At 57.2% G+C, this 14,928-nt stretch carries 16 protein-coding genes; 10 read left to right on the forward strand and 6 right to left on the reverse strand.

The window, feature by feature from the left end; all coding sequences use genetic code 11:
• Positions 1-247 precede the first annotated feature (247 nt).
• The 10 genes from LIX91_RS15585 to LIX91_RS15630 all read left to right on the forward strand — a co-directional run bounded on the left by LIX91_RS15585 (position 248) and on the right by LIX91_RS15630 (position 10,918).
• The gene (locus tag LIX91_RS15585; RefSeq protein ID WP_226488736.1) at positions 248-901 is read left to right on the forward strand and encodes a YjfI family protein; all 654 of its coding nucleotides are present in this window, start codon (positions 248-250) and stop codon (positions 899-901) included.
• 26 nt (positions 902-927) lie between these two features.
• Positions 928-1,635 carry a PspA/IM30 family protein gene (locus tag LIX91_RS15590; RefSeq protein ID WP_003415708.1) on the forward strand — a complete coding sequence of 236 codons (708 nt, stop codon included), beginning with the start codon at positions 928-930 and terminating at the stop codon, positions 1,633-1,635.
• Positions 1,636-1,665: 30 nt separating this feature from the next.
• Positions 1,666-2,220, forward strand: coding sequence for a rhomboid family intramembrane serine protease (locus LIX91_RS15595; RefSeq protein ID WP_003415709.1), 555 nt, complete (start codon positions 1,666-1,668; stop codon positions 2,218-2,220).
• An 83-nt stretch (positions 2,221-2,303) separates the two neighbouring features.
• Entirely contained in the window at positions 2,304-2,969 is a 666-nt protein-coding gene (locus tag LIX91_RS15600) for a DUF2491 family protein (RefSeq protein WP_003409663.1), read from the forward strand.
• 13 nt (positions 2,970-2,982) lie between these two features.
• A complete protein-coding gene (locus LIX91_RS15605; protein ID WP_003415711.1) occupies positions 2,983-3,408 on the forward strand; it encodes a DUF350 domain-containing protein in 426 nt (141 codons plus the stop codon).
• Positions 3,409-3,435: 27 nt separating this feature from the next.
• Entirely contained in the window at positions 3,436-4,179 is a 744-nt protein-coding gene (locus LIX91_RS15610) for a DUF1190 domain-containing protein (protein ID WP_003409665.1), read from the forward strand.
• A gap of 11 nt (positions 4,180-4,190) precedes the next feature.
• Positions 4,191-5,348 carry a glutathionylspermidine synthase family protein gene (locus tag LIX91_RS15615; RefSeq protein ID WP_100072727.1) on the forward strand — a complete coding sequence of 386 codons (1,158 nt, stop codon included), beginning with the start codon at positions 4,191-4,193 and terminating at the stop codon, positions 5,346-5,348.
• 516 nt (positions 5,349-5,864) lie between these two features.
• Positions 5,865-7,220: a DUF1329 domain-containing protein gene (locus LIX91_RS15620; protein ID WP_100072726.1), complete on the forward strand. Its 1,356-nt coding sequence runs from the start codon at positions 5,865-5,867 to the stop codon at positions 7,218-7,220.
• Positions 7,221-7,453: 233 nt separating this feature from the next.
• Positions 7,454-8,500: a YCF48-related protein gene (locus LIX91_RS15625; RefSeq protein ID WP_180301267.1), complete on the forward strand. Its 1,047-nt coding sequence runs from the start codon at positions 7,454-7,456 to the stop codon at positions 8,498-8,500.
• 27 nt (positions 8,501-8,527) lie between these two features.
• Positions 8,528-10,918 carry an efflux RND transporter permease subunit gene (locus LIX91_RS15630; protein WP_100072724.1) on the forward strand — a complete coding sequence of 797 codons (2,391 nt, stop codon included), beginning with the start codon at positions 8,528-8,530 and terminating at the stop codon, positions 10,916-10,918.
• A 96-nt stretch (positions 10,919-11,014) separates the two neighbouring features.
• Here the strand turns inward: LIX91_RS15630 and LIX91_RS15635 are convergent, their stop codons facing one another.
• The 6 genes from LIX91_RS15635 to LIX91_RS15660 all read right to left on the reverse strand — a co-directional run bounded on the left by LIX91_RS15635 (position 11,015) and on the right by LIX91_RS15660 (position 14,893).
• Complete coding sequence (locus LIX91_RS15635; RefSeq protein ID WP_100072723.1) at positions 11,015-11,455, reverse strand: hypothetical protein; 441 nt, start codon at positions 11,453-11,455, stop codon at positions 11,015-11,017.
• Positions 11,452-11,889, reverse strand: coding sequence for a hypothetical protein (locus LIX91_RS15640; RefSeq protein ID WP_226488737.1), 438 nt, complete (start codon positions 11,887-11,889; stop codon positions 11,452-11,454). The genes LIX91_RS15635 and LIX91_RS15640 overlap by 4 nt, the downstream gene beginning before the upstream one ends.
• Positions 11,886-12,332 carry a hypothetical protein gene (locus LIX91_RS15645; RefSeq protein WP_100072721.1) on the reverse strand — a complete coding sequence of 149 codons (447 nt, stop codon included), beginning with the start codon at positions 12,330-12,332 and terminating at the stop codon, positions 11,886-11,888. The genes LIX91_RS15640 and LIX91_RS15645 overlap by 4 nt, the downstream gene beginning before the upstream one ends.
• Positions 12,329-13,255, reverse strand: a complete 927-nt coding sequence (locus LIX91_RS15650) for a DUF6402 family protein (protein ID WP_226488738.1) — start codon at positions 13,253-13,255, stop codon at positions 12,329-12,331. Before LIX91_RS15650 ends, LIX91_RS15645 begins: the two co-directional genes overlap by 4 nt.
• 5 nt (positions 13,256-13,260) lie before the next feature.
• Positions 13,261-13,845 carry a PAAR domain-containing protein gene (locus LIX91_RS15655; protein WP_226488739.1) on the reverse strand — a complete coding sequence of 195 codons (585 nt, stop codon included), beginning with the start codon at positions 13,843-13,845 and terminating at the stop codon, positions 13,261-13,263.
• A 334-nt stretch (positions 13,846-14,179) separates the two neighbouring features.
• Positions 14,180-14,893 carry a FadR/GntR family transcriptional regulator gene (locus LIX91_RS15660; protein WP_003318617.1) on the reverse strand — a complete coding sequence of 238 codons (714 nt, stop codon included), beginning with the start codon at positions 14,891-14,893 and terminating at the stop codon, positions 14,180-14,182.
• Positions 14,894-14,928: the final 35 nt, after the last annotated feature.

Raw genomic sequence — 14,928 nt, forward strand, 5'->3', positions numbered from 1 at the left:
GGTGCCGGTACAGTCCACGAAAAAAGGCGTTGCAACCATCGCCTTCGCGAGCAAGCTCGCTCCCACAGAGACTGGTGTTTATCCAGTTACCAAGGTTTCAGCCTTGCGGTTTTCAGAGTTCATCTCGTTTTGTTTAGCGGCGATAGGAATTCGATCCTTAAAATCTCACATGTGATACATATCTATCTTCAGAAACATCTGCTACGTTGCTCACCTGATCCACGGCCAGCAACAGAGGGAAGCGCCAATGCCTCGTAAAGCCCAGGGCGATAACGCAGCGGTCCCGGCCAAGGTTTCCAAGAGTTCCACCGATTACATGCGTGAAATGCGTCAGCGGCTCAAGGAGGCGGGGCTGGTGAAGCGCGAGTTCTGGATCCGGCCCGAAAATGTCGATGCCCTGCGGGGGATCGAAAAAGCCTTAAGACAGCCCTTTTTGGGCGACAGAATAAAACTGGAGGACTTCATGACCGAGAATACCCACTGGACCATCAGCTCTCTGCAGAAGGCACTCAGCGAACTGGAACTGGTGACGAACGGCAAGATCGAGCTCGACGTGACCGAGGGCGATGCCTCGGGGATCAGGCTGACCATGGCTGACTACGGCGACCTGCCGATCTATATCGCCGTGGAAGGCGAGCAGATTCTCGCCGACGCGACTTTGATCGAAGTGAACAAGATCAAGAACGTGCAGGCCTTCAACGACGTTGTGCTGCGCAGTCGCGACCTGTTTCCACTGTCCTCGATCGGCATTGAAAAGCTGGGCGGCGATCAGGAAGTCTACTGCCTGTTCGGCGCACTGAGCGCTGCTTCGTCGCTCACCGTAATCGTGCAGGAAATCCTCACCCTCGCGGACAACGTGATCCGTGCGGCCGATGCTTTTGAAGATCATTTCATCTACTGAACAGCGCTGTCAGGCGGAGAACATTCATGACTACGAGTATCTGGAAAAAACTGGTCACCGCCGTTCGTGGTGGTGCTTCCGAAGTGGGCGAGTCGATTGCCGACGCCAATGCCATCCGCATTCTGGACCAGGAAATCCGCGACGCCGAGAACGCGCTGGTCAAGGCCCGCGACGGGCTGATCACTATCAAGGCCAAGCACAAGCTGTCTGCACAGCGCCTTGAAGAACATGCCACCAGCATCGCCAACTGGGAAGGTCGCGCCATGCAGGCCCTGAGCAAGGGTGAAGAAGCCTTGGCCGTAGAGTGCGCGAACAAGATCGCCGAAATCGAAGCCCTGCGTGATCAGGAGCAGGAACTGGCCGATCAGTTCAGCAAGCAGGTCAACCTGTTGCAGGATCAGGTCATCAAGGCCGAGTCGCGAATCAAGAGCCTCAAGCAGCAGGTCGAGATGGCCAAGGCCCGTGAAACCGTGCAAAAGGCCCGCGTGGCAACGGCCACTGCAACCGGTGGCGCCAGCGGCGCCGTGGAAACCGCAGTCGGCTCGCTGGCACGCCTCAAGCAGCGTCAGGATGAACAGGACGCCAAGCTTGAAGCCGCTGAAGAACTGGCCAGCCAGTCCAGCGGCAGCGATCTGGAGCGTCGTCTGCAGGATGCCGGGATCGGTGCCAAAAGCGGCGGTGCGCAGGATGTACTGGCGCGCCTGAAAGCCAAAAATCAGACGCCGGCTCAGTAAGCGCTGCAACGAGGCAGGCGAGGGTGGTGCATGGCGTTTTCCCGACGACTCAAGGTCATCCTCGTCCTGTCGGCCGTGTTGATTGCGGTACAGGCAATCAACTCGGCCACCGGCAACAGTCTGGTCCATTTCGGTATCATGCCGCGCAGCCTCACCGGGTTGCGTGGCATTGTGTTTGCGCCCTTTCTGCACGGGTCGATTCAGCACTTGCTCAGCAATCTGTTGCCGTTCATTGTGCTGAGCTGGCTGGTGGCGACCGAGGGTGTAAGGCGTTATGCATGGGTCGCCGGGCTGATCTGCCTGCTGGGCGGGCTGCTGGTCTGGAGCTTGGGTCGCAGCAATATCCATGTCGGCGCAAGCGGTCTGATTTTTGGTTTGTGGGCTTATCTGCTGGCGCGGGCGTGGTATCAGCGCAGTATCGCCAGCGTGCTGATCGCGCTGCTGGTGCTGGCTGCTTACAGCGGGCTGGTATTCGGTTTCGTTCCGGTGGCCGGCGTGTCGTTCGAATCACATATCGCCGGTGCACTTGCGGGCGTTTGTGTGGCCTGGCTGATGCACTCCAGGGCATTGCTGGCGCAGAAGTAAGTCAGTCTCACGCGCGGAGGCAGTGCGCCTGTTGCGCTTGAAGAGCGTTTATATCGTCACCCGTCACTGCAAGGAAACGGATTATGAGTTGGTTCAAACGGGCCATGGGCCTGGAAGCCCCCAAGGCATCAGGCCGCGACGGCGCACAACCGGTCAGCACGGTGAGTCCGCTGGGACTGGCGTCCGGACGCATGCTATGCCTGGACAGTTCACTGAAGCTGTTGCTCGACGGTCACTCGGAAGTGGTCGTCCCGGGCGATGAAAAGGTCTGGTCCGTAGGGCATATCGATCTCGGCCAGTCCATGGCGCTGCATCGTTTCTACCTCGATAACGAGGACTACTTTCTGCAAGTGGTCAGCGACGGCCCCAATCCGGAAGATGTGCAGGACATCATCTTGTTCGGCTATTACAGTGCCGAGCCGATCACCAGCAAGGATGAATTGCTGCGCCTGACCGGCCCGTCGTCGAAGATCGGCCTACCGACCTACGAGCACGATGGCGAGGTCTTCGAGCGGCAATGGGGGACTTCACCCGGCCAGACCGAACTGACGCCACTCGATGAAGACATCGTCAGTCCTGACGCGACTTATCGCGTCAAGCACCTGAGCATGCTGTACGCCCGCGAGACGGGACTGATCAACCGCCGTGAGTTTCTGCTGTTTTCCGTAGAGGAAGACGAGGAGGGCAGCATCACGCTCACCACGGCAGTCGGCATCACGCTGCAATCCACTGATATCAACGTTCTTTGACAAGGAAATCCTCATGATCGACGCGCTGCGTATGTCGCTCAATGCCACTGCTGTGTTTGGCTTCGTCCTGTACATCCTGGTGGCGGCGATTCTGTTCGCGCTGTTCCAGTTCATCTACAGCCGGATCACGCCACACAAGGAATTTGCGCTGATTCGCGAGAACAACAGTGCCGCTGCGCTGGCCTTGGGTGGTTCGCTGATCGGTTTCGCGCTGCCGGCCAGTAACATCATCAGCTACAGCATCAGCATCCTGGATGTGGTCGTCTGGGCAGTGATTGCCGCCGTTGTGCAACTGCTGGCGTTCGGCGTTACCAGCCTGGTGCTCAAGGGCCTGTCGACGCGTATCGCCAAGGGCGAAATGGCGGCGGCCATCTATTCGGCCAGCGTCGCGATCAGCGTCGGTCTTCTCAACGCCGCCTGCATGACCCCGTCGGTCTGACGGCAGCCTTGAACAAGGAGACTCACGATGAGACGTAGTTCAGTAAAACTGGTACTTGCCGGTGCGCTGCCGCTGGCCCTTGCCGGGTGCGGTCCGTCCGAGCAGAAGGACACCGTCAACGCCAAGGCCAACTTCAGTTCGGTGCAGGAATGCGCCGATGCCAAGGTGCCGGTTAATATCTGTTCGGATGCCTACATGCAGGCGCTGTCCGATCATCGCCGCATTGCGCCGACCTACGATGACAAGGCCTCCTGCGACGCGGACTTCGTACCGGATTATTGCCAGGTCACCTCTGACGGCAAGTACATGCCCAAGCTCGGCGGCTTCGAACTGGGCTTTTCCGGGCAAGTGCCGAAAGAGGCTCTGGACCGGGCCAATCAGGAAGTCAACCAGTCTGCTTCGGCAGGCATGAGTGGCACCACCGGGCTGATGGCCGGCTTGCTGATCGGCAATCTGCTCAGCAACGGCTTCGGCAATAACCGCTATTACTCGCAGCCCATCTATCAGACGCGCGATGACCGGGGCGGCTATTACAGCTCGTCCCTGCCCAGTCAGATCGATCGCGGCAAGACCTTCGGGCGCTCGACCCAGGCGCAATCCAGCCCGGATCGCAGCTACGGCAGGAGCACTCTGGGGCGCAACCTGGGCAGCTCGGGTTCCGGCTCGTCCTCTGTGTCATCGACCATCTCGCGCGGCGGCTTCGGCAGTCAGGCTTCGGCACGCAGTGGCTGGGGCGGCAAGAGCAGCAGTGGCAGCAGTTTCGGAGGCTGACGGTTCGCGGCATGAAAAAGATCAGCATCGAGGAACGTCCGGACTGGCGCACGACCGCCGAACGTGAAGGCTTCAACTTTCACACCATCGACGGCGAGCGTTACTGGGACGAGCGCGGGTATTACCTGTTCAGCGAACAGCAGATTACCCGCGATCTTGAAGCGCCCACTCAGGAGCTTCACCAGATGTGCATGGACGCCGTGGCGCGAGTGGTGGACAGCGAAGCGCTGCTCCATCAACTGGCGATTCCGGAAGCGTTCTTCGACCTGATCCAGACCTCATGGAAGGAGGGACATCCGCATTTGTACGGGCGCTTCGATTTTGCCTACGACGGTACGGGCCCGGCAAAGATGTACGAAATCAATGCCGATACGCCGACCAGTCTGATGGAAGCCGGGGCGGTGCAACTGCTCTGGCTGGAAGAGCAGATGGCGCGCGGCGTGTTGCCTGCGCATGCCACCCAGTTCAACTCGATTGCCGAGGACCTGGTTCGGGCCTTTGCCGAGTTTCCCGGTACGAGTCCGTTCTACTTTTCGGCGATGTCCGGTTCCATCGAAGACCGGGGCACCACCGATTTTCTGCGGCGCATGGCGGCACACGTCGGCATCGATGCGAGGCATATTGATATCGAAGACATCGGGCTCGGCGCTGACGGACGTTTTGTCGATCTGGACGGGCGCTGGATCGAGCGCTTGTTCAAGCTGCATGCGTGGGAGCACATCTTTCACGAGGAATTCGGCCAGCACGTGTCGGCCAGTGGTACCCAATTCGTCGAACCCGCATGGAAGGCGATTCTCAGCAACAAGGGGATTCTGCCGTTGTTGTGGCAGTTCAACGAAGGCCATCCGAACCTGCTGCCTGCGCACGTCGACCAGGACCCGAACAAAGCGGTCCCCAAAGGCTGGGTACGCAAACCCTACTTTTCCCGTGAGGGCGCCAACATTGAAATGCGCACGCCCGGCGATCAGGTGATCTCGGTCGATGGGCCCTACACGGATGCGCCCTACATTCTGCAGGCTTACTCGCCGCTTCCGCGATTCGGCGACAGCTACACGCTGATCGGCTCCTGGGTCATCGGCGATCTTGCGTCCGGGATCGGTATTCGTGAAGACGACAGCCTGATCACCAAGGACACCAGCCGCTTCCTGCCACACGTCGTCATCGACTGAACCCTGCCTGTCGTCACCCGGTGTTACTGGCTTCGAGCACGTAACACTCTTGTTGTTACCACATGTTCATATACCCGCCATAAAACAGCGATAATAAGTGGTTTTGTTAGTGTGCTGTCTGACAATCAAACAGACGGTGTCGTTGTTTTTAATTCTGGTAATAACGCGGGGGCACGACGTTTCAGATCTGTAACCTATATAAGTTGTGATCTGTTCTTTTTCGCCTGTTGGCATTCACGTTGCATTACTGTGGGCTATTCCGGGTGCCTGCTTCATTGGTGTTTAACAGCGCGTTGTCGATTCTTCTTGTTCTGTGAAGTTTCCTACAGACCTATACCCGATAGATAACCTGTTCGCGGTAGGAATACGTGGGCAATTCGGTTTGCCTGTTAAACAAACGGTTATTGGCCGAACGTCAATAACCGTGTCGCCCTTACAACCTGCCGTTTACACGGAACTATTCCCGGCCTGGACGCCAGACACGCGTCCCGACGTGGCCATGCAAGGAGAGCCCACATGCTCATGAAACTACGGCTGGGCGGCGCGCTGATGCTGCTGTTCGCGATCAACACCTGCCAGGCAGTCGATGCCACGTCGCTCGGGAGTCGTTTGACCCCGCTGGGAGGCGAGATGGCAGGTAATGCCACGGGGACCATCCCGCCCTGGACGGGCGGAATCACCCGACCGCCGTCCGGATACAAGGGGTCGGGCACTCGGCATGTCGACCCGTATGCCGCTGACAAGCCCCTGTTCACCATCACCCACGCCAATATGCAGCACTATCGCACGCGTCTGACGCCAGGGCAGGTGGCGATGTTCGAAGCCTACCCTGACAGCTACCGGATGCCGGTATACCCCACGCGACGTTCCGGATCGGCGCCGCAATGGGTCTACGACAACACCCGCCGCAATGCGCAGAAAGCCCGGTTGATCGGCGGCGGCAACGGTTTTGTCGATGCCTACGGCGGCATTCCATTTCCGCTTCCGGAAAAGGGCATTCAGGCCGTGTGGAACCACATTGCCCGGTATCGCGGCCATTATGCGGTGCGACGTACTTCGGAAGTTGCCATACAGCGCGACGGCAGTTTCAAGCTGAACACGTCGCGTCAGGAAGTGCTGTTTCGCTTCTATGACCCTGCGGGCAGCTTTGCCAGTCTGGATAACGTGCTGTTTTATTACCTGTCGTTTACCCAGTGCCCGACGCGCATGGCAGGTTCTGCCGTGCTGGTCCATGAAACACTGGACCAGATCCAGGAGCCGCGGCAGGCGTGGACCTACAGTGCGCGGCAACGCCGGGTACGCCGCGCGCCGAGTCTGGCTTACGACATGCCGATCCCGGCCTCTGAAGGCTTGCGCACGGCCGACGACACCGACATGTTCAATGGCTCGCCGGATCGTTACGACTGGACGTTACTGGGCAAACGCGAGATTTATATTCCCTACAACAACTACCGGATTTCCAGCCCCGACATTACCTATCGGCAATTATTGCAGGTGGGTCATCTCAACCCGGCCTATACGCGCCATGAACTACATCGTGTATGGGTGGTGGAGGGCACGCTCAAACCGACCGCGCGTCATGTCTATTCAAGACGCACGCTGTACCTGGATGAGGACAGTTGGCAGGCTGCAATCGTCGATCAGTACGATGCCCGGGGGCAGTTGTGGCGCGTCTCCATGGCGTACCTGAAAAACTATTACGAACTGCCGACGACCTGGTCCGCACTGGACGTTTTCCATGACTTGCAGGCGCGGCGTTATCACGTACAGAACCTCGACAATCAAGAGCCTGGCACCAGTGACTTCTCTCAGCTGGTACCCAGCGTGAACGCCTTCAAACCAGCGGCCTTGCGGCGCAGGAGCATTCACTGACCGGCGTCTGGTCAATCTGCCCGATCAACCGTCGTTATGTTTCATCAATCACATTCAGCACGCTTAACAAAAGATAACGACATGTCGATTGTCAGGCATTTGCAAAGCTGCCTAGGATGGCTGAGCTTCCAGACAGGTAACGCCATAGCGCTGCGGGCGTCGACATCGATATGAGTTGTCCGGCACCCGCACCCGATAACAGCCACCTGATAATAATAAGAGCGGAAAAGTCCATGCGTGAGTCTTTCCATCGTCGCACCCGGTTATACGCGGGCATGTCCCTGGCTGTCGTTGCGTCATCCCTGTTTGCGCTGCCAGCCATGGCCGGTTCCGAGGCGCTAGCCACTGCCGCCGCTGCCGACACGCCTGCTTATGCCATCGAGTCGGCCAAAGCCTCACGCACGTTATTACTGGACGTCGCCCATGCGGGTGCGCGGCTGGTCGTGGTGGGTGACCATGGGCATATTCTGCTTTCCGATGATCAGGGCATGACCTGGAGTCAGGCCCGCGTGCCTACCCGGCAGTTGTTGACGGCCGTGTTTTTTGTGGATGAACAGCACGGTTGGGCGGTCGGTCACGACGCGCAGGTACTGGCCAGCAGCGATGGCGGCAAGACCTGGAACAAGCAGTTCGAGGACTTGAAGCGCGAGGCTCCGCTGCTGGATGTCTGGTTCAAGGACCTCGACAACGGCTTGGCCATCGGCGCCTACGGCCTGCTGCTGAGCACGGCCGATGGCGGGCAGCACTGGGAAGATGTCAGCGACCGGCTGGACAACGAAGACCAATACCACCTGAACGGCATCGCTCAGGTCAAGGACGCCGGCCTTTTTATTGTCGGCGAAGCGGGCAGCATGTTTCGCTCCCGCGACGAGGGGCAGACCTGGGAAAAAATCGCCGGCCCGTATCAAGGCTCGTTATTCGGCGTGATCGGCACGGCTCAGCCGTCCACGTTGCTGGCCTATGGTCTGCGCGGCAATCTGTTTCGCTCCAGCGATTTTGGTGACAGCTGGCAGCCGATCGAACTGAAGGGCGCGCGCGGGCCGCTCGAGTTCGGTCTGGCCAGCGCCACGCTGCTGGCCGATGGCTCGCTGGTGCTGGTTGGCAATGGCGGCAGTGTCATGCGCAGCACCGACGGCGGTGAAACATTCGCGGTTTTTAATCGACCTGATCGCATCTCGCTGGCCGGGGTCACCGGCAACCCTCAGGGCAATCTGATTCTGGTCGGGCAGGGCGGCGTTCGCCTCACCTCGCCGACGGGCGCCGATACGACCCAACAATAAGACCTTTCAGGGCGGGGATATTCAGGCATGAGCACGCACCAGCACGCGCAAGATTCGGATGAAAAGGCAACCTTCCTTGAACGCCTGATTTTCAACCATCGCCCGGCAGTCATCATCCTCTGCCTGCTGGCCAGTCTCTTTCTGTTCTGGCAGGCCACGCAGGTGCGGCCTTCCACCAGTTTCGAGAAGATGATCCCGCTGTCTCATCCGTTCATTCAGAACATGATGGAACACCGCAACGATCTGGCTAATCTGGGTAACACCGTTCGTATCTCGGTGGAGGCCAAGGACGGCGACATCTTTTCCAAACAGTACATGGAGACGCTGCGTCAGATCAGCGACGAGGTGTTCTATATTCCCGGCGTCGACCGGTCTGGCCTGAAATCGCTGTGGAGCCCGAGCGTACGCTGGACCGAAGTGACGGAGGAGGGCTTTGCCGGAGGCGAAGTGATTCCGCAGAGTTACAACGGTTCGGAGGAGAGTCTGGATCTGTTGCGCAACAACGTGCTCAAGTCCGGACAGGTCGGGCGGTTGGTGGCCAACGATTTCAAATCCAGCATCATTGATGTGCCGTTGCAGGAGTCCTACCCGGACCCGGCAGATCAGGGCAAGTTGCTGGCGCTGGACTATCAGCAGTTCTCGCACCAGCTTGAAGAGAAGGTCCGCGACAAGTACGAAGCACAGAACCCCAACATCAAGATTCATATCGTCGGTTTCGCCAAGAAGGTCGGTGACCTCATCGACGGTCTGTTCATGGTGGTGATGTTCTTCGGCATCGCCTTTCTGATCACGCTGGTGCTGCTGATCTGGTTCACCCGGTGTATCCGTAGCACGGTGGCGGTACTGAGCACCACGCTGATTGCGGTGATCTGGCAATTGGGGCTGATGCACGTTGTAGGGTTCGGTATTGACCCGTACTCAATGCTGGTGCCGTTTCTGATCTTCGCCATCGGCATCTCTCACGGTGTACAGAAGATCAACGGTATTGCTCTGCAATCCAGCGAGGCCGACAACGCCCTGACCGCTGCAAGGCGGACGTTTCGTCAGCTGTTTCTGCCCGGCATGATCGCGATTCTCGCCGATGCGGTGGGCTTTATCACGCTGCTGATTATCGACATCGGGGTGATCCGCGAGCTGGCCATCGGCGCTTCCATTGGTGTGGCAGTGATCGTGTTCACCAACCTGATCCTGCTGCCGGTGGCGATTTCCTACGTGGGCATCAGCAAGCGGGCGATCAATCGCAGCAAGCAGGATGCGGTCTCCGAGCATCCGTTCTGGCGCTTGCTGTCGAACTTTGCCAGCCCAAAGGTTGCACCTGTCTCGATTGTGCTGGCGCTTCTGGCCTTCGGTGGCGGCCTCTGGTACAGCCAGAACCTCAAGATCGGCGACCTGGATCAGGGCGCGCCGGAGCTGCGTCCCGATTCACGCTACAACAAGGACAACGCGTTCATTATCAGTCATTACTCCACCAGTTCGGACGTGCTGGTGGTCATGGTCAAGACGCCACCAGAAGGTTGCTCGGCCTATCCGACAATGTCAGCGATCAACGAGCTGGCCTGGAAGATGGAAAACACCCAGGGCGTGCAGTCGGCCATTTCGCTGGTGACGGTGTCGAGACAGATGATCAAGGGCATGAACGAGGGCAACCTGAAATGGGAGAGCCTGTCGCGTAACAAGGACGTGCTGAACAACTCCATCGCCCGCGCCGACGGCCTGTACAACAACACCTGTTCGCTGGCGCCCCTGCTGGTGTTCCTCAACGACCATAAGGCCGAGACCCTGGACCGTGCGGTGCATGCAGTGCAGGACTTCGCTAAACAGAACAACACGCCGGACCTGCAATTTCTGCTGGCCGCCGGCAACGCTGGTATCGAGGCCGCGACCAACGAAGTAATCAAGCAGTCCGAGCTGGTGATTCTGGTGCTGGTCTACCTCTGCGTGGCCGCGATGTGCATGATCACCTTCCGCTCATGGGCCGCCACGCTGTGCATCGTCCTGCCGCTGGTGCTGACCTCGGTACTGGGCAACGCCCTAATGGCCTTCATGGGCATAGGCGTCAAGGTCGCGACCTTGCCGGTGGTGGCGCTGGGCGTAGGGATCGGGGTTGATTACGGCATCTACATCTACAGCCGTCTCGAGAGTTTCCTGCGCGCCGGACTGCCATTGCAGGAAGCCTATTACGAAACCCTCAAATCCACCGGCAAGGCCGTGCTGTTCACCGGCCTGTGTCTGGCCATCGGTGTGTGCACCTGGATCTTCTCGGCGATCAAGTTCCAGGCCGACATGGGCCTGATGCTGACCTTCATGCTGCTGTGGAACATGTTCGGCGCACTGTGGCTGCTGCCCGCGCTGGCGCGGTTTCTGATCAAGCCGGAGAAGATGGCGGGGAAGGTGGGGAACTCATTGTTTTCGCATTGAGGTTGTGGCGGCCTGTAACTCGGTGTCCTATTCACTATCGTGCCAATGCGGCGCTGGAACGATCATTAAAAAACGTCCAGCATCGTAATGCTCTCGTTATTGAGGGTTCACGCGAGTAGGGCGATCACCCATGCAGTCAGGGAGATTGGGGCCGATAGGGATCAGCCCTGAATAAACGAAACCCGAGCCTTCTCCCCAGTCCATTCCCCATGCCCCGGCTTCACGATCGTAAATCTTGGTCTCTGAAATAAGTTTTCCATTTCGATGATCGTACAGCTTGTAAAAACCGGGGCTACCCCACCCAGGAAACCATTTTGGCGATCCAACTCCGTTAAGGTCCGGTTGTGGGTGGAATATGTTTGGCAGCACCCAAAAGGGCTTGAAAGCTTCCAATCGATAGCACCCGCCAGGACTGATTAGTGGAGCTCCTGATCTTTTGGCTAGCGCTCTTTCCCACCATTCCGATGCGGTCCAGAGACCGCCTGCGATAATAATATAAGCTAGGAAGAAAATTGCGCGCAGCCTCGTTGGTGTCATGGCTGCTGCTCCGAAATGCCTGGCTGATCACCAATACAATCAGGTGCGTTGGGGCCAACGGGGATCATCCCTACAAAAACGGTTTTGGACCCGGCTCCCCATGTTGTTTCTCCGCCAGCTATCTCCAGATCATAAATATCAGTTTCGGAAATTAATTGGCCGCTGCGATGGTCATAAAGTTGAAAAAAAGCAGGATATCCCCACCACGGAAACCATTTTGGCGCACTGATGCCGTTAGGGTCCGGTTCGGGGTGAAATATATCCGGCAAAATCCAAAAAGGTTTAAGCGCTTCCACTCTATAACACCCGTTCGGGCTAATGACGGGGTCTCCCAGATTTTCAGCCAAGCCTTTTTCCCATCTGCTAGAGGCAGTCCAGAGGCTGCCAATACCAATGCATGTTAATAATAAGAAATGCCTTTTGGAATGTTTCATGTTTTTGGCTCTACAGCTACTGGCTGGTCGCCTATGCATTCAGGAAAGTTTGGGCCGATATAAATTATTCCTGCTGTCACTTTCGGTATTGATGGATAGCCCCAATTTAATGGCCCGCTTGTGTACTGAAGGTCATAGATTTTGCTTTCGCCGATCAATGCGCCGGTATGATTATTATATAAGCGATAAAAACCAGGGTACCCCCACAACGGAAACCACTTGGGCTCGATATCCTCATTAGGATCGGACTCTCGATGAAATATACCGGGCAGTACCCAGTATGGTTTAAATCGTTCAACACGATAGCAACCATTTGGACTGACCGTGTCTGCGCCCAGTTTTGTAGCCAGCGCTTTTTCCCACCATTCCGATGCGGTCCAGAGACTGCCCGCTAGGGTGGCGTACGTTAGAAAAAAGGCTATTCGGCGCGATGAGGTTTTCAAGCCAACCCCTTAAGTTCGACAGTCTGGTTGACTGGCTTCCATAATATATCCGAATAGATTAGAAAGTCGCCTCCGTTACCTGTTTTTTCTCTATATTCACGGAAGTGCATGTTTGTAATTGCGGAAAAAGGCCCGTCCTTCAAGCGTATTACGAGATGCCCTTGTGGTGTTAGAGTAATAATGGATTCTGCCTTAGTCAGTACTCGGTCTTCTGTCCAAGTGCCTAAGTATTGCAGTCCATTAAAGTCATAGTGGTCTCGAATGTAAAAACCAATGTGTTCTATATTGAAATATATTTTTTGCTGTTGCGTGATAATGTTTTCTTTGGTTTTTGTTTTTCCTACTAATCCGACTTTTAATGTTGCTTTTCCTAAGGCGCCATACATGTCATCCAATGCGTCCCATGTGTCTCCAAGTAATGAAAAATTAATTTGGGACATAGAATCCATTTCTCTTGCTGACATACCATAAAATCCCAGATTTATCTGATTATTTTGCTGCCAGCCAGCTTTTCTTAATCGTGTTTCCAACTGCTCCAAGGCGTTAGGTGTACTTAGCCTCGACTCAGCCACTTCAACAGCCTGCCTGCATCGCTCAAACTGCATTGCCCATTCCATCTTCACGATGCTTTCATCGCACTGTGCGGGAGGCAGGCTCATTGGGTCAGGCTGTGTTTCCTGCTCCTTCCACTCCTCCGGCATCTCCCACGCTGGACTGTCAAACCATCTTTGCATCAGCGCCGCTGCCGTATTCCACCCCATGTTGCGCATGGCTCCTGGGATGCGGGAGAGGGCGAGGCTTTGGATGATGACTTCTTTGGCCGGGGTGTCTGTCGGGGCGTAGGTGTGTGAGGCGCCTTGGGGCAAGGCGAAGTAGGTGTCGGGGCCCAAGGCGTTGGTGCGCTGGAAATCGTTCAGAGACATCGGGGTTACTCCATGACCGGCCAGGGTGCGGTGGTTGCAAGTTGTAGGGCGGTGACCGCAGGGCTTGTATGGCTGCGGCTGTAGCCGTGCAGGTCAAGCGCACCAACGGCAGTGCAGCGTTGATCTTGCATGACCACATAGCCCAGATGGCCAAGGCTGGAACGCTGTTGGTTGAACAGACGAAATCGTTCGTCGCATGCCATTGAGTTTCGCTGGCTCGGCAACGAATCAACGGCCTGCACACTGCCATCCAACGCACCTTCGCTGGCCACCTCCTGATGATGACCAGCCGAAGTATCAGGCGCAGGCTGCACTGCACTGGACCGCCTCCCGACCCGAAAGAAGCTTTGTTGCCTGGATATCAACCGGGCCCCGCAACTGGTCAGGTCGCCTTCCAGGGCGATGATGTTCCCGTCGATATGGAAGTTGTTTTCTTCGCCGAGAATTTTGCTGGCGCCGTGCAGCGGACAGATGACGTCACAGCCTCTGTGCGCTACGGCGAAACCATTGATACGCATTGTTTGATCGCCGTTGATGACAGACCCTCCGTGGTCTGTGGTATCGCCTTGAACGATGGCCAGAAGTTTCATGCAATGCTCCCTGCACACTTTTTATCAGCTGCACGAATTCCTGACGTCCGACAGGTTTAATCGACGTATATGAACAGGCGCAGTGTTTTGATTAATGTGCAGGGAGAGATATCATTACTTTATATGTTCGCAAATAGCAGACTTGCTATCTGGAGTGATTAAGGACTGAGCTTACGCTGGGCTAGTAAAGATCTTACGAATGAACTGGATATTTCCCACGGAAATAGAACGTTCAGCGGCGGGTTTCAGCAATCGTCAGGGTTCGCCATGCCTGATTAATAAACACGACGAATACACAGGCGCAGGAAGTTATCGATTCGGTCGAGCCTGTCGATCAACCGCCCCCGAGTACCACACTCAGCGCATTGCGTGCATCGTCCAGTTGCACCAGCGAAGCGTGGCGTGCGCCCAGTGCGTCGCGGTTCTGGATGGCGGTGAGGATCGCCTTGTGGCGTGGCATGGCCAGTTCGTGCAGGTTGGGACGCTTGTTGGAGTATTTGAGCGCTTCGCGCAACGCCAGTGACAGCATGTTGCACAAGTGCGCCAGCAGATCGTTGTGGGTGGCGTCGGCGATGCGGCTGTGGAAGTCGAGGTCCGGTTGCAGCAGGTCTTCCGGCGTCGGTGCGGCTTCCATGCGCAGGTAGGCTTCGTGGATCGACTCGATCTCTGCGTCGGTGGCATGCTGCGCGGCCAGTGCGGCAACCGCTGGCTCGATGACCGCGCGTACGCTGGTCAGCAGATGGAAGAACTCATTCTGCGGCGAGCTTTGCATGACCCAGTGCAGCACGTCCGGGTCCAGCAGATGCCATTCGCGGCGTGCCTTGACCACCGTGCCGACACGCGGACGCGAATAAACCAGACCCTTGGCCACCAGAACCCGTGTCGCTTCGCGCAGGACCGGGCGGCTGACGGCGTACTCTTCGCAGAGCAGCGCTTCGGCAGGCAGCTTTTCGTCAGGCTTGAAACGGCCGGACACGATTTGCATGCCCAGCTCCTGGACGATACGGGCGTGCATGCTTTTTCGGTCGGAAGGCTTTCGATAATCCATGGGAACGCTGGTCGGTCCTGGCGGTAATTGCTGGG

The sequence above is a fragment of the Pseudomonas sp. B20 genome, assembly GCF_020515755.1.
In the GTDB taxonomy this organism is placed as follows: domain Bacteria; phylum Pseudomonadota; class Gammaproteobacteria; order Pseudomonadales; family Pseudomonadaceae; genus Aquipseudomonas; species Aquipseudomonas syringae.

Coding starts and splice junctions, on each gene's coding strand:
- LIX91_RS15585 (WP_226488736.1), top strand. CDS start 248: ATGCCTCGTAAAGCCCAGGGCGATAACGCAGCGGTCCCGGCCAAGGTT.
- LIX91_RS15660 (WP_003318617.1), bottom strand. CDS start 14,893: ATGGATTATCGAAAGCCTTCCGACCGAAAAAGCATGCACGCCCGTATC.
- LIX91_RS15605 (WP_003415711.1), top strand. CDS start 2,983: ATGATCGACGCGCTGCGTATGTCGCTCAATGCCACTGCTGTGTTTGGC.
- LIX91_RS15650 (WP_226488738.1), bottom strand. CDS start 13,255: ATGTCTCTGAACGATTTCCAGCGCACCAACGCCTTGGGCCCCGACACC.
- LIX91_RS15630 (WP_100072724.1), top strand. CDS start 8,528: ATGAGCACGCACCAGCACGCGCAAGATTCGGATGAAAAGGCAACCTTC.
- LIX91_RS15640 (WP_226488737.1), bottom strand. CDS start 11,889: ATGAAACATTCCAAAAGGCATTTCTTATTATTAACATGCATTGGTATT.
- LIX91_RS15600 (WP_003409663.1), top strand. CDS start 2,304: ATGAGTTGGTTCAAACGGGCCATGGGCCTGGAAGCCCCCAAGGCATCA.
- LIX91_RS15635 (WP_100072723.1), bottom strand. CDS start 11,455: ATGACACCAACGAGGCTGCGCGCAATTTTCTTCCTAGCTTATATTATT.
- LIX91_RS15620 (WP_100072726.1), top strand. CDS start 5,865: ATGCTCATGAAACTACGGCTGGGCGGCGCGCTGATGCTGCTGTTCGCG.
- LIX91_RS15625 (WP_180301267.1), top strand. CDS start 7,454: ATGCGTGAGTCTTTCCATCGTCGCACCCGGTTATACGCGGGCATGTCC.
- LIX91_RS15595 (WP_003415709.1), top strand. CDS start 1,666: ATGGCGTTTTCCCGACGACTCAAGGTCATCCTCGTCCTGTCGGCCGTG.
- LIX91_RS15610 (WP_003409665.1), top strand. CDS start 3,436: ATGAGACGTAGTTCAGTAAAACTGGTACTTGCCGGTGCGCTGCCGCTG.
- LIX91_RS15590 (WP_003415708.1), top strand. CDS start 928: ATGACTACGAGTATCTGGAAAAAACTGGTCACCGCCGTTCGTGGTGGT.
- LIX91_RS15655 (WP_226488739.1), bottom strand. CDS start 13,845: ATGAAACTTCTGGCCATCGTTCAAGGCGATACCACAGACCACGGAGGG.
- LIX91_RS15615 (WP_100072727.1), top strand. CDS start 4,191: ATGAAAAAGATCAGCATCGAGGAACGTCCGGACTGGCGCACGACCGCC.